Source organism: Paraburkholderia unamae (assembly GCF_003268775.1).
Classification (GTDB): Bacteria; Pseudomonadota; Gammaproteobacteria; order Burkholderiales; family Burkholderiaceae; genus Paraburkholderia; species Paraburkholderia unamae.
The window spans coordinates 58669-72737 of the sequence record NZ_QLSU01000036.1; the positions used below are offsets into that span (position 1 = coordinate 58669).

The 14069-nt window shown below is 65.9% G+C and carries 10 protein-coding genes and 1 pseudogene; 10 read left to right on the forward strand and 1 reads right to left on the reverse strand.

The features are described from left to right. The first annotated feature begins 208 nt into the window (after nt 1–208). The 9 genes and pseudogenes from C7401_RS37775 to C7401_RS37815 form a co-directional block, all read left to right on the forward strand. Nucleotides 209–1225: an AraC family transcriptional regulator gene (locus C7401_RS37775; RefSeq protein ID WP_112177144.1), complete on the forward strand. Its 1017-nt coding sequence runs from the start codon at nt 209–211 to the stop codon at nt 1223–1225. A gap of 313 nt (nt 1226–1538) precedes the next feature. Next, the gene (locus tag C7401_RS37780) at nt 1539–3014 is read left to right on the forward strand and encodes an APC family permease (protein WP_112177145.1); all 1476 of its coding nucleotides are present in this window, start codon (nt 1539–1541) and stop codon (nt 3012–3014) included. 164 nt (nt 3015–3178) lie between these two features. Continuing rightward, nucleotides 3179–4393, forward strand: coding sequence for a porin (locus C7401_RS37785; RefSeq protein ID WP_112177146.1), 1215 nt, complete (start codon nt 3179–3181; stop codon nt 4391–4393). 163 nt (nt 4394–4556) lie between these two features. Next, the gene (locus tag C7401_RS37790; protein ID WP_112177147.1) at nt 4557–5300 is read left to right on the forward strand and encodes a (Fe-S)-binding protein; all 744 of its coding nucleotides are present in this window, start codon (nt 4557–4559) and stop codon (nt 5298–5300) included. Beyond that, complete coding sequence (locus C7401_RS37795; protein ID WP_112177148.1) at nt 5297–6691, forward strand: lactate utilization protein B; 1395 nt, start codon at nt 5297–5299, stop codon at nt 6689–6691. The genes C7401_RS37790 and C7401_RS37795 overlap by 4 nt, the downstream gene beginning before the upstream one ends. Continuing rightward, complete coding sequence (locus tag C7401_RS37800) at nt 6678–7265, forward strand: LutC/YkgG family protein (protein ID WP_112177149.1); 588 nt, start codon at nt 6678–6680, stop codon at nt 7263–7265. Before C7401_RS37795 ends, C7401_RS37800 begins: the two co-directional genes overlap by 14 nt. A 19-nt stretch (nt 7266–7284) precedes the next feature. Then, nucleotides 7285–9597: a cation:proton antiporter gene (locus C7401_RS37805; protein ID WP_112177150.1), complete on the forward strand. Its 2313-nt coding sequence runs from the start codon at nt 7285–7287 to the stop codon at nt 9595–9597. Beyond that, on the forward strand, nt 9594–10400 hold the full coding sequence (locus tag C7401_RS37810; protein ID WP_112177151.1) for a bestrophin-like domain: 807 nt from the start codon (nt 9594–9596) through the stop codon (nt 10398–10400). The genes C7401_RS37805 and C7401_RS37810 overlap by 4 nt, the downstream gene beginning before the upstream one ends. Before the next feature lie 91 nt (nt 10401–10491). Beyond that, nucleotides 10492–10758 (forward strand): annotated as a pseudogene (locus C7401_RS37815) (hypothetical protein); the annotation flags it as partial. A 263-nt stretch (nt 10759–11021) separates the two neighbouring features. Here C7401_RS37815 and C7401_RS37820 read toward each other — a convergent pair. Next, nucleotides 11022–12437, reverse strand: coding sequence for an NYN domain-containing protein (locus C7401_RS37820; protein WP_112177152.1), 1416 nt, complete (start codon nt 12435–12437; stop codon nt 11022–11024). A gap of 321 nt (nt 12438–12758) precedes the next feature. Between C7401_RS37820 and C7401_RS37825 the strand changes: the two genes are divergently transcribed. Further along, a complete protein-coding gene (locus C7401_RS37825) occupies nt 12759–14066 on the forward strand; it encodes an alkaline phosphatase family protein (protein WP_112177153.1) in 1308 nt (435 codons plus the stop codon). The last annotated feature ends 3 nt before the right edge of the window (nt 14067–14069 follow it).

Consider the following 14069-nt stretch of genomic DNA (forward strand, 5'->3'; position numbering starts at 1 on the left):
GTAAGGATGACGTTGGGCGCAACATCGCGTGAGACGGTATGAAGAAAGCGGGGAAAACCGCGGCCGCCTCTTGCGATGTCGATGGCCAAATCGTAGAAACGCCGTATTTTTTTCGCGCTTGCAAAGCGCGCCAAAGGGGCGATAGAGTGCGCCAGAGACGATCGACGGTTAAGGCCGTCGTCGCAAACAGGCCCTAACGGAGCGAGACATGAAAAGAGTGCCTGTCAATAGCGGTTTCCCCATGATTCGCGGCGCCGTGATGGGCCCCATCATGCGTGCGCTCGACGCCGCTGATGCGGACTGCGATGCATTGCTGGCCGAGTTCGGGCTGAGCCGCCGGCAGCTTTCCAATCCTTATGAAATCGTGGCACTCGGACGCTACGTCGGTGCGTTCGAACGCGCGGCAAACGTGCTCGACGAACCGTATCTCGGCCTGCGCCTCGGCTCGGAGTTGCAACTCACCGAATTGGGGCCGGCCGGACTCGTGTTCATGTCGTCGCCGACGCTCGGTTCCGCAATCCGCAAGTTCACCGACGCGCTCGGCTCCTGGCAGAGCGGGACGGCGGTCGATCTCGTGCGCGACAACGAGTGGCCGATGTGGAGCTATCGCATCGCGCATACGCACATCTGGCCGCGCCGCCAGGACGCCGAATACAGCGTCTCGGCGATGTGCCACATGATCCGCCTCGTGCGCGGCGCGGCGTGGGCGCCCGTGGAGGTGCATTTCGAGCACGCGGCGCCCGCCGACCTCAAGCCCTATATGCGCGTGTTTCGCGTGCCGGTGCGCTTCCAGCAACCGGCGAGCGGCGTGGTCCTGCATCCGCTGGATCTCGACGCCCCGCTCAAGAGCGCCGACGTGCAGATGGCGCGCATGATGGAACGTCACGCTACCGACCTCATTTCGCGCGATACGCTCCCACACTCGCTCGTCGACCAGGTGCGCGATCTCGTCACGCGCCGGCTCGCGCGCGAGAAGCTGGTGGTCGCCGATATCGCCCGCGATCTCGGGCTATCCGACCGCTCGTTGCAGCGTCACCTCGGCGAGGCGGGCACCTCGGTGCGGCAGATCATTCGCGAGGAGCGCGAGCGCAGCGTGGCCGTGCTGCGCGAGCAGGACGGCATGACCAACGCGGCCGTGGCGCGCGCCGTGGGTTACGCCGACGCCACGGTGCTGTGGCGCGCCACGCGCAATTGGGGCCGCACGGGTGTGAAGCGAACGCGCTAGCCAAAACGCGTTGAAAGCTGATTGATATGAAACGGTAAGTCTGTTGGCTGAACAAAGCACGTATTTCCCGTTCACGCATTTGATCAGGATGCCGAAGGTAATATCGACCGTTTGACGGCATTCAGTGAAAACCCGCTCCCGGCCTGGCGCAATTTATCGAAAATTTGGCGCGTTGCGCCAGGTCGGCAAATTTATTAGCTGCCTAACATGCGCTCAAATCGAATCGGGAAATTCGATACGTCGAGCGCCACAGGCACGCGATTGTTCATCGTGTCGCATGGCGAATCCAGGACAGACACCAACAGAGGCAACGATGAACGAACCGTATTCTCCCACTCACCTGGCCGCCGGCGCTCCCGCAGCGCAGCCGGCAGGCGAGTCCGCCGTGGCGTCGAACCGAAGCCTCCTCGGGCTTTGGCAGATCGTCTTTCTCGTCATCTCGGCGGCCGCGCCGCTCACCGGCATGCTGGGCGCCGTGCCGCCCGCCATCAGCCTCGGCAACGGCGCGGGCATTCCGGGTGCGTTCGTGCTGGCGGGCGCCGTGCTGCTCGTGTTCAGCGTCGGCTTCGCTTCGATGAGCCGTCACATCGTGCGTGCAGGCGCGTTCTATGCGTACATCACCGCGGGCTTCGGGCGTCCCGCCGGCATGGCCGGCGCGCTCGTCGCGCTGCTCTCGTACACGAGCATCCAGATCGCGCTGTATGGCCTGTTCGGCTTCTTCTGCACCGTGGTGCTCGGGCCGCTCGTGCATGCCGCCGTGCCCTGGTATGTGTGGTCGTTTGCGTGCCTCGTGATCGTGCAGTTCACGGGCCTGCGCGGCATCGACCTGAATAGCCGCCTGCTCGGCGTGCTCATGTGTCTCGAACTCGGCATCCTGCTGCTGCTGAGCCTTGCGATCGTGATTCACCACGGCGGCCCGGACGGCCTCACGCTCGCGCCGTTCGCGCCGCGTCATGTGTTCAGCGGCCACCTGGGTATCGCCGCGATGTTCGCGCTCGCGTCCTTCATCGGCTTCGAGGCCACGGCGATCTACGGCAAGGAGTGCCGCGACCCGAAAGTGACGGTGCCGCGCGCCACCTACGTGTCGGTCACGCTCATTCTCGTGTTCTTTGCGTTCGTCACGTGGGCCATCGTTTGCGCCTATGGCATCGACAACGTCACGGAAGTGGCGACGAAGCAACCCGGCGACTTCTGGTTCATCCAGTCGACCAAGTACCTGGGCGGCGCCATGACCACGACCATGAGCTTCCTGCTGCTCTCCAGCATTTTCGCGAGCCTGCTGTCGTTCCACAACACGATCGTGCGCTACATCCACGCACTCTCGGGCGAGGGCATCCTGCCGGCCGTGCTGGACCGCCTGCATCCGAAGTACGGTTCGCCGTATCTCGCGAGCTATCTGCAAACGCTCTCGGTGGCCGTGCCGCTCGGCGTGTTCGTGGCCGCGAACAGCGATCCGTTCAATATCGTGTTCAGCTGCACCTCGGCGCTCGGCACCATCGGTATCGTCATGTTGCAAGCGCTCACGAGCTTTTCGGTGGTGGCGTTCTTCCGCGCCACGAAAAAGGACACGCGGCTCTGGCATGCGCTGCTCGCGCCGGTGCTGGGCGGCGTCGGTCTGCTTGCGATCGGCATCGTGCTGATCGGCAATCTCGACGCGCTCTCGGGCTCCGATAGCCCCGTCGTGCGCTCGTTCCCCTGGATCGTGCTCGCCGTGGCGTTGTTCGGCGTGGCGATCGCCTTCGTGCTCAAGCGCTCGCGTCCGGATATCTACGCGCGATTCGGCCAGTAGCGCGGCCAGTAGCGTCGCGCTTCACACCGCGCACACGCTTCACGCGCCTCACGCAGTTCCCGCAAGACCCTGATCGGGCGGCGCGCGCCTCGCGCGCCGCGCTCCGGTCGCGCGCGCGACGAGCTTCGCGGCGCGGCCCATCTCTCTTCGAACAAGACAACGATATGGCAACGCAATTCGTCAAGCGCACGGCGCTGGCGCTGGCTTCGTGCGCCCTTGCGACTGGCGCGCACGCACAATCTTCGGTCACGCTCTACGGCACGATGGACGTGGGTCTCGTCTACACGAACAACCAGCAGGTCACGCATGCCGACGGCAGCACGAGCGGCCACGCGAACTGGCAACTGGGCGGCGGCAATCTCGTGCCTTCGCGCTGGGGCCTCACGGGCAGCGAGGACATCGGCGACGGCACCACGGTCAATTTCACGCTGGAAAACAGCTTCTTTTCGCAGAACGGCGCGCTGCTGCAAGGCGGCACGCTCTTTAACCGCAACGCCTGGGTGGGCGTGGCAAACACCCGCTTCGGCACGCTCACGCTCGGGCGCCAGTACGACCCGTTCTCGGACGACCTCGGCGCCTATGCGTCGAGCAACAACTGGGCGACGCTCTACGGCTCGCATTTCGGCGACGTGGACAACCTCAACGAAGCGTTCAACTTCAACAATTCGGTCAAGTACGTGAGTCCGAGCTTTGGCGGCTTCACGATCGGCGGCCTGTTCAGCTTTGGCGGCGTGGCGGGGAACTTCTCGCAAAATCGCGGCTGGTCGGTGGCGGCGAACTATGCGAACGGGCCGCTTTCGCTTTCGGCGGGCTACCTGGAATTGCGCAATCCGTTGCAGGCGGCGCTCGGCGGGGAGAGCGGCTATATCGGCGACTTCAGTTGCAGCAATCCATCTGCATCGTACTGCGAACTACAGAACGCGCAGCGCGTGAATATCTTCGGCGCGGGCGGCTCGTACGCATTCGACAAGGTGTCGGTCGCGCTCAGCTACACGCACACGCGCCTTTCGCATAGCCTGTATTTCGCCGATGCGGCGCGGCCGCAAGGCGCGGACATCTCCTTTGACATCGCCGAGCTGAACACGTCGTGGCAATACTCGCCGGCGCTGCAATTCGGTTTCGCCTATATCTTCAACGACGCGCATCCGGACGGCGCATCGTCCACGCGGCTGCATCAGATCAACCTCGGCGCCGTGTACAGCCTCTCCAAGCGCACGGCGGTCTATGCGGTGGCGATCGGGCAGAAGTCGTCGGGAGCGGGGCTCGGCATCGATCCGGCGAACGGCGCGACGCAGAACCTCGCGCAGATTCCGAACCTCGTGAACTCGGACAGCGACAAGCAAATCGCGGTGGTCGCGGGCATCCGCCATAACTTCTGAGCCAATGGGCGCGCCAGGGCAGGGGGCATGACGCAGCGCGGCAAGACCGGCGCGGCAAGACCTGTGCGGCAAGACCTGTGCGACCTGAGCTGTACACGCTGGCGGAGCGCTTGCGCCGTTCGGCAGTAGAATGTTCAGGTCCGCTTTTCGCGTGAGCCCGAGCATGAAAGTCGCTCTCTTCGTTCCCTGCTTCATCGACGCGTTCTACCCCGAAGTCGGGATCGCGACGCTCGAACTGCTGGAGCGCTTCGGCTGCGAGGTCGACTATCCGCTCGAGCAGACCTGCTGCGGTCAGCCCATGGCCAACAGCGGCGCGCAGGCCGAGGCGGCCGGCGCGGAGCGCGTGTACGCGCGCGCGTTCGCGGGCTATGACTATGTCGTCGGGCCTTCCGCGAGCTGCGTGAATCACGTGCGCGATCACTTCAACGCGATCGAGCAGACCGACGAAGTGCGCAAGGTTCGCGAGAGCACGTACGAGCTGGTCGAATTCCTCCACGACGTGCTCGGCGCGCGCGATTTCCCGTGGGCCGAGTTCCCCTGGCGAGTCGGTCTGCACAACAGTTGCAGCGCGCTGCGCCATTTGCACGAAGCATCCATCTCCGAGGTGGCCGGTCCGGCCTTTTCGAAGCCGCTTGCGCTGCTCGAACATGTGAAGGGCATCGAGTTCGTGAAGCCCGCGCGACCCGACGAATGCTGTGGTTTTGGCGGCACGTTCGCGGTGACCGAGGAAGCGGTTTCGGTGCGCATGGGCCAGGACAAGGTCGTCGATCACGTGAGCGCGGGCGCGCAGTACATCGTTTCCGCGGACATGTCCTGCCTCATGCACCAGCAGGGCTGCGCCGAACGGATGAACGCGGAGATCCGCTTCATCCACATCGCGCAGGTTCTCAACGGAGCGCGCGAATGAAGCGCATCGAACACGCCAGGCTCGCCGGAGCGTTTCTCTCGCGGCCCGAGCACGTGGCCTTCCACGACAAGCGGCTCTGGGACCTGCGCACGAAGCGCGATGCGCAGGCCCACGCGATTCCCGAATGGGAAACACTGCGCACGCTCGCCTCGCAGATCAAGGCGCACACGCTCTCGCATCTCGCCGACTATCTCGACCAGTTCACGCGCACGGCGGCGGCCAACGGCGTGCAGGTGCATTTCGCCGATACGGCCGAGGAGCACAACGAAACCGTCTACCGCATTCTGAGCGAGCGCGGCATGACGGCGCTCGTGAAGAGCAAGTCGATGCTCACCGACGAGTGCGAGATGCGCCCGTACCTGGAGTCGCGCGGCATCTCGGTCATGGAGACGGATCTCGGCGAGCGCATCCAGCAACTCGACCGGCAGCCGCCCAGCCATATCGTCGTGCCGGCCGTTCACAAGCTGCGCGACGACGTGGCCGAAGTGTTCGGCCGCACCATCGGCACCGACCCGCACAACAACGACATTCACTATCTGGCCGAAAGCCAGCGCATGAATACGCGGCCCTGGTTCGTGCGCGAGAAAACAGCGGGCATGACCGGCTGCAACTTCGCGGTGGCCGAAACGGGCACCGTGGTCGTGTGCACCAACGAAGGCAACGCGGACCTCTCCGCGAACGTGCCGCCGCTGCATATCGTGTCGATGGGCATCGAGAAGCTGATACCGCGCCTGTCCGACCTCGGCGTGTTCATCCGCATGCTCTCGCGCAGCGCGCTCGGCTCGCCCATCACGCAATACACCTCGCATTTCCGCGCGCCGCGCCCGGGCGCGGAGATGCACTTCGTGCTCGTCGACAACGGGCGCAGCGCGCGCCTGGCCATGCCGGAGTTCTGGTACTCGCTCAAATGCATCCGCTGCGGCGCGTGCATGAACACCTGCCCCGTGTACCGCCGCAGCGGCGGCCTTTCGTACGGCAGCACCTATGCGGGGCCCATCGGCGCGATCATCAATCCCACTTTCGATCTCAAGCGCTTCAGTGCGCTGCCGTTCGCCTCGACGCTCAACGGCAGTTGCACGAACGTCTGCCCGGTGAAGATCAACATTCACGAGCAGATTTACCAGTGGCGCCAGGTGATCGCGGCGCAGCACGAGTTGCCGTTCGTGAAACAGGAAGTGCTGAAGATGGCCGGGCGATTGCTCGGCAGTCCGACGCTTTATCGCGGCGCCGTCTCGTCGCTCGAAGGCGCGTTGCGGCGCCTGCCCAACTTCATGCTCTATAACCCGCTCAATATCTGGGGCAAGCAGCGCGAGCTGCCGCACGTGCCGCGCACGACGTTCCACGCGTGGTACCGGAAGAACCGCAAGGGAGGCGGCAATGGCGGATCGTGAAGCCTTTCTCGCGCGTGTGCGCGCCGCGCAGCCTGCCCATGAGCCGTTGCCGGAAGTGCCGCTTTTCGAAGCGCCGCCGGGCGACCTGCGCGAGCGCTTTTGTGCGGCGCTCAAGCTGATGGGCGGCGGCGAGGTGGAGGTGCGCGCAGCGGACGACGTTCGCGCGCTCATCTTGCGGCGCTTCGGCAGCGAGGCGCGCATCGCCTCGGCCACACCCGAGGTGCAGGGCACGCGCGACTTCAACGCGGCCACGAAGCCGGCTTCGCTCGAAGACGTCGACGTGGGCGTGGTGCGCGCGCGCTTCGGCGTGGCGGAAACGGGTTCGGTGTGGCTCAGCGAGCGCGAGTACGTGGTGAACGCGCTCGGCTATATCGTGCAGCATCTCGTGGTGCTGCTCGATCCCGCGCGTCTGGTGGCGGGGTTGCAGGACGCCTACCGGCGCGAGGATTTTCGCGGCGCGCGCTATGCGGCGCTCGTCACGGGCCCCTCGGCTACGGCCGACATCGAGGGCGTGCTGATCCAGGGCGCACAAGGGGTGAGATCGTTGACGGTGGTCTGGTTGCCGCCATCGTGACGGCGGCGCGCGACACACAATGGTCATCCACGTCCTTCTCCTGAGCGGTTTTCTGCTGGCGAGCATCGCGCTCGTTCAGGCGGTGAGCCTGCGCTGGTCGATTTCCGAATCGGTCCTCCTCGCCGCGTGGGGCTTCACGCTCGGCGGCGTTTATCTCGTGAGCGGCGAGGCCTGGCCCGCGCTCGCCGAAAGCTTCGTGACCCCGGCGCTCGCGCCGCGGCTGCCGCCCGAAGCGTACCTCTGGATCTTTTTGCCGCCGCTGCTCTTTCAGGCCGCGCTCAGCGTGAACGTGCGCGAGATGCTGGGCGACGCCGCGCCCATCCTGCTGCTCGCGGTGGTGGCCGTGTTCGTCGCGACCGGCATGGTGGGCGGCGCGATCCGGCTCACGGGCCTCGGGCCGCTCGCCGACGGCCTCTTGCTCGGCGCGATGATCGCGACGACCGATCCCTCCGCCGTGCTCGCCGTGTTCCGCGAAGTGGGCGCGCCCGAGCGCCTCGTGCGCCTCGTCGAAGGGGAGAGCCTGCTCAACGACGCCGCGGCCATCGCCATTGCGAGCGTGCTGATCGCCGCCATCACCGGCGACGCCGCCAATGTCTCGGCCACGGCCGCGCTGCGCTCGCTCGGCATCGCACTGGGCGGCGGCCTCCTGGTCGGCGCGCTCGCGGGCCGCGCGTTCGCGTGGCTCATTCCGTTGCTGGGCGGCGAGGGCAAGGCCGAGATATCGCTGAGCTTCGCGCTGCCGTATCCGCTTTATCTGTTCGCCGATCAGATGCTGCATGTCTCGGGCGTGGTGTCCGTGGTCGCCGCCGGGCTCGTGATCAGCGGGCTGGGCCGCACGCGTCTGTCGCCGGTGAACTGGCAGCATCTGCAACTGATCTGGGAACAGATCGCGGCCATGGCGGGCGCGGCCATCTTTTTGCTGGCCGCCATGCAGATTCCCGCCACGCTGCGCGACGCGCACTGGGTCGATCTCATCGCGCTCGCCGTGGTGGTGGTCGCGGCGCTCGCCGCACGCCTCGTCGTGGTGTTCGGCATGTTGCCGCTGCTGAGCCGCTTGCGCCTCACTGAGCCCGTGAGCGCCGCCTACAAGCTCGTGATCGCGTGGGGCGGGTTGCGCGGGGCGGTCACGCTCGTGCTCGCGCTCGGCCTGGCACAAGACACGGCGCTGCCCGAGTCCACGCGCCGCTTCGTCGCGATTCTCGCGACCGGCTTCGTGCTGGTGAGCCTGATCGTCAACGGCACATCGCTCAAGCTGCTGATCCGGCGTTTGCATCTCGATCTGCTCTCGCCCCAGGAGCAGGCGCTGCAACAGAAGGCGGTGCAGCTTTCGGCAATCGGCGTGTCCGCGCGCGTGCACATGGCCGCGCGCACGTTCCATATACCCGAGGCGATCGCCGACCAGGCGTGCAGCACCTACCGCCATAGCATCGACATCGGCGCGACGGCGTTCGATATCGAAGCGGCGCTCACCGAGCGCGAACGGCTCGTGATCGGCCTCGTCACGCTCTCGGCCAAGGAGCGCGACATGATTCCGCAGTATGGCAGCGGGATCATCACGATCCGCAATCTCGATGCGATGATGCGCAACACCGACGCCATGGTCGAAGAGGCGCGCACGGGCGGACGCATCGGCTATCAGCGGGCGGCGGCGAAGATCCTCGCGGATACGCCGGGCATGCGCGTCGCGCGCTTCCTGTACCGTTGGCTGCGCATCCGGCAACCGTACGGCGATGCGCTGGCCGATCGTTTCGAACTCCTGATGTGTCGCCGCGTGGTGCTGCATCAGCTGATCGTGTTCAACGACACGAGCCTCACGCCGCTGCTGGGCGAGCGGCTCGCCCACCTGCTCAAGGCGATCCTCAAGGCGCGTATCGAGGCGGCCGAGCGGGGCCTGGAGGAAGTGCGCGAGTGCTTTGGCCGCGCCGCCGACGTGCTGGAGCGCCGCATGCTGTTGCTCTACGCGCTGCGCGAAGGGCGCGAGCGCGTGGCGGCGATGTACGAGGACCGGTCGATTTCGAAGGAGATCTACGACGCGATCCGCCGCGAGCTGGACGTGGCGTGGAAGCTCGCGGTGCCGAGGGCGCATCCGGACATCGTGCCGAGCGAAACCGACTCCCATGCGATTCACGAGCGCATCGACGCGGCGATCGCGCGCGGCGCGCAAAACGCCACGCACGATGCAGCTAAGGACGCAACTGAGGACGCAACTGAGGACGCCGCAAACGACGCTCCGACGGATGCCGCGAAAGCCGCCGGAAGCGATGCCCCGCAATACGCCACGTCGCCGGAGGAGAGCGCTGCCGACGCGGCGGAGCGGAGATCGTCGTCATGACGGAGATCGAGTCGGCCGTGCTCGTGTTCGTGCTGCTGCTCGGGGGCACGGGGCTCGGCCTGCTGTTGCGGCCGCTGCTGCCCGAGGAGCATCGCAAGCACGAAACGGTTCAGCTCGTGCAACTCGTCATCGGCATGCTCGTGACGTTCGCGGCGCTCGTGCTGAGCTTGCTCACCGCGTCGGCGAAATCGAGCTTCGACACGGCCACCAACGACATGCGCGCCTACGCCGCCAACCTCATCCAGCTCGATCAGCGCCTGCGCGATTACGGCCCCGATGCGTCCGCGGCGCGCACCTTGCTGCGCGCCTATACGGCCAGCGCGATCGCCTCGACCTGGACGCAGGAAAAGCCGCCGGCCGGCAATTATTATCCGCACGACCCGGCCGGGAACAACGACGAACTCGAAAGCCGCCCGCTCGGGGCGCTGCTCGACGCGGTGGGGCACGAGATCGACACGCTCGCGCCGCACGACGCCTACCATCAGGCGCTCGCGGGCACGCTGCCGCAGTTGTTCGGCCGCGTGACGGACACGCGCTGGCGGCTTATCGAGGAAGCGCACGGCACGATCTCGCGGCCGTTCTTCACGATGCTGGCGCTATGGCTGGTCCTGATCTTTCTGAGCTTTGGTCTTGTCGCGCCGCATAACGCGCTGGCGATCGTACTGATCCTGCTCGGTGCCGTGTCGATCTCCTCGGCCGTCTATGTGATCGCCGATCTCGACACGCCCTTCACGGGGCAACTGGTGGTGCCGAGCGACTCGATGCGCGACGCGCTCGCACACATGAGCGCTCCGGCAGCCTGAGGCGCCCGGAGCGCCCACCGTGCTTGCGCCGGTCGCGTGTGCGTTGCGCTAGACTCGCGCGACGTGACGCGTACAGGAAAGGAGATTCGCAATGTTGCGCAAGACGCTCAATGCTTCGCGCCTGCAAGAGGAAGTGCACCGGCGCCTGCACCGCTTGCAGGAAGTGCTCGAAGACGGTGTGAAGATCGGCGTCCCGCGCCCGCAGCCGCAGGCGCCCGATCGCACCGGCTGCAACTGGACGATGCAGCACTTCGGCAACGCCGCCGGTTTCGAGGCGAGCATCGCGCGCGTGCTCGCCCAGGTGCAGGCCGAATACAACCTCGCGCAAGCGCCGGACGAAGCGGAGCCGCCGCCCGACGCGGCTCAAGAGGCGGGCGATCCTTTCGGCGGCACGACGCGCGCCGCCGCGCGCAATCCGTTCGGCGAGGCGAAGGCCGCGCCCGCGGCCAACCCCTTCGGCGACTCGACGCCCAAGGGCAAGTCGAATCCCTTTGACGACGCAAAGCCCGGCGATGACAATGCGCAGCCGCAGCGGGGCGAGCGCGGGCCGAACCCCTTCGGGGACGATTGAACCGCGCGTCGCGTGCAGATCGGCGCGGCCCCCGTTCCCGATTCAGCGGATCAGTTCTCTTCCGCCGCGGGCTTGCTGCGGGCGCGGCGCGCCCGCGTTTTCTTCGCGGCGGGTTCGGCCGCAGGCGCGGCCGGGGCCGCTGCCACGGCTTCGTCCGCGGACGCGACCTGGGTTGCGTCGTCTTTCTTCGCTGCCTTCTTGCGTGCGGGGCTCTTACGTGCCGCCGTCTTGCGCGCTCGCCTCGGGGCGGCTTGCGCTTCGGCTGCCGCTTCCGGCTCGGCCTCGACGCTCAGGGGCGCGTGCGCGCCGTGCGTGTCATGCGCTTCGTACCAGTCGTGCGCTTCGTACGTCTCGTGCGGTGCATGCACCGGCTCGCCAGCGCTAAACGGCTCGGCGGAGAAGGGCAGCGCCGCTTCGTCATGCGGCCACGCATGCGCTTCAGCGGCTTCGAACGGAATTTCGCCCTGTGCCTCGACGCTCGCCTCGAACGTGGCTTCACGCGTGTCCTGAGCCGATGAGCCGCCACGGCCGTTGCGGCGGCCCTTGCGCTTCGAGCGCGATTCCTCGTTACGCGGCGGCGGGTTCTCCTGCGCGGCCGGCGCCGGAGCAGCGAGCGCGAGCGGCGGCGGATTCAGCCGCGACACCCACGTCCCCGACTTGTCGTCGCGGCCCACTTCGAGCAGGCCGCGCGACTGCGCTTCTTCAAGCAGATTGCCGAAGGCGCGAAAGCCATAGCGCGTTTCGTTGAAGTCGGGCCGGCGGCGCTTGATGGCGCTCTTGAGCACCGAGGCCCAGATCTTGCCGCTTTCGCCGCGCTCCAGCACGAGCGCGTCGAGCGTCTCGATCGCGAACGCCACGGCCTTGGACTTGCGCTCGTCGCCGTCCTGCTTCGGCTGGCGATCCTCGCCGCCCTGGCGCTTCGCGCCCGCGTCGCCCTTGGCCTTGCCTTTGCCTTGCGCCTGCTGTTCGCGTCCGAGTTCGCGCCCGAGTTCGCGCACCAGGTCGTCATAGAAGATGAATTCGTCGCAGTTGGCGACGAGCAGGTCGGAAGTGGAGTGCTTCACGCCCACGCCAATCACCTTCTTGGCGTTCTCGCGCAGCTTCGAGACGAGCGGCGAGAAGTCGGAGTCGCCGCTCACGATCACGAAGGTGTCCACGTGCGACTTGGTATAGCAGAGGTCGAGCGCGTCCACGACGAGGCGGATATCGGCCGAGTTCTTGCCCGACTGGCGCACGTGCGGAATTTCGATCAGCTCGAAGCTCGCTTCGTGCATCGCGGCCTTGAAGCCCTTGTAGCGCTCCCAGTCGCAATAGGCCTTCTTCACGACGATGCTGCCCTTGAGCAAGAGCCGCTCCAGCACGGGCTTGATATCGAAGCGGTCGATCTTCGCGTCGCGCACGCCGAGTGCGACGTTCTCGAAGTCGCAGAACACCGCCATGCTGATGTTTTCCTGGGGGGAGGCCATGTGATTCGTTCGTTCCATCTACAGTTCGAACTCACATGATAGCGGGTTGCACCGGGCAGGTCAGGAAACCCCGCTCGGGGCGTCCCGCGCCACGGGCGATTTCGTTGTGTGCGCAAGCATGGTTCTTTCGAACGATTTTCGAACGTACGGTCACAAAACCCGCCTGTTTTCACGCAAGCGTCACAAACGATTCGTAAGCTTGCGCGGCCCTGGCATTTCGCATCGCCCGGGTACCAATAAGCCGCGAGCGCTGCAAGGGCGCCAAAGCGGCAAGCAACCGCAAATAAACCAAAAACGACTCGACACACAGAGGACTCTCCCATGGCTGTTCGCTTCAGAGGCAAGGCCGGCGCACGCTTTTCCGCGCTGTTCGGTGCCGTTTTCGCTGCGCTTTTCGTCGCGTTCTTCGTGAGCGCGTGCGGCTCGTCGGACAAGTCGGCATCGACGGCCGGCACCATGCAGCAAATCAAGCACGTCTTTATCATCACGCTCGAAAACGAGAACTACACGACGACGTTCGGCGCGAGCACCAAGGCACCGTACCTCGCGACGACGCTTGCCGGGCAGGGCGCGCTCGTGCAGCAGTATTTCGGCACGGGGCACGTGAGCCTCGACAACTACATCTCGATGATCAGCGGCCAGGCGCCCACGCTGCAAACCGACAACGACTGCACGACCTATGAGGATTTCAGCCTCACGGGCATGACCTCGGACGGCCAGGCGATCGGCACGGGCTGCGTCTATCCGGCGAGCGTGAAAACGATTGCGGACCAGCTCACGGCGGCCAAGCTCACGTGGAAGGGCTATGAAGGCGACATGGGCAACGACCCGGCGCGCGAGGCGGCGACCTGCGGGCACCCGACGCTGAACACGACCGACCTGACGAACACCCAGGAAGCGCCGAACGCGACGACGCCGGCCGGCGACTCGTACGCCACGCGCCACAACCCGTTCATGTACTTCCACTCGATCATCGACTCGCCCGACTGCGAGAAGAACGTCGTGAACCTGAACCAGCTCACGACCGACCTGCAACAGGTGTCGACCACGGCGAACTTCAACCTCATCACGCCGAGCACCTGCGACGACGGCCACGACGCGCCGTGCGCGAACGGCGCGACGGGCGGCCTCGTTTCGGCCGATGCGTTCCTCCAGAAGTGGGTGCCCATCATCACGGCTTCGCCGGCGTTCAAGCAGGACGGCCTGCTCATCATCAACTTCGACGAGAGCAGCTACGCCTCCGTGTCGATGCCGAACACGACCGAGGTGGACTTCACGTTCGCGGGCGAGACCTGTTGCAGCCAGCAGCCGGGCCCGAACCTCGGCACTTTCCCGCAAAGCGCAAAGATGGGCACGGTGCCCGCCGCGTACCTCTCGGCGCTGGGCGTGAGCGCAACGGGCCTCTCGGGCAACATCGACCTCGTGCTGAACAAGCAAAGCTACGGCGGCGACCGCACGGGCGCGGTGATGATCTCGAAGTTCATCAAGCCGGGCACGGTCTCGACGGTGCAGTACAACCACTATTCGATGCTCAAGAGCATCGAGGACATCTTCGGTCTTGGCTATCTCGGCTACGCGGGGCAGGCCGGGCTGGTCGGCTTCGGCAAGGACATCTTCACGAGTCTCTAAGCC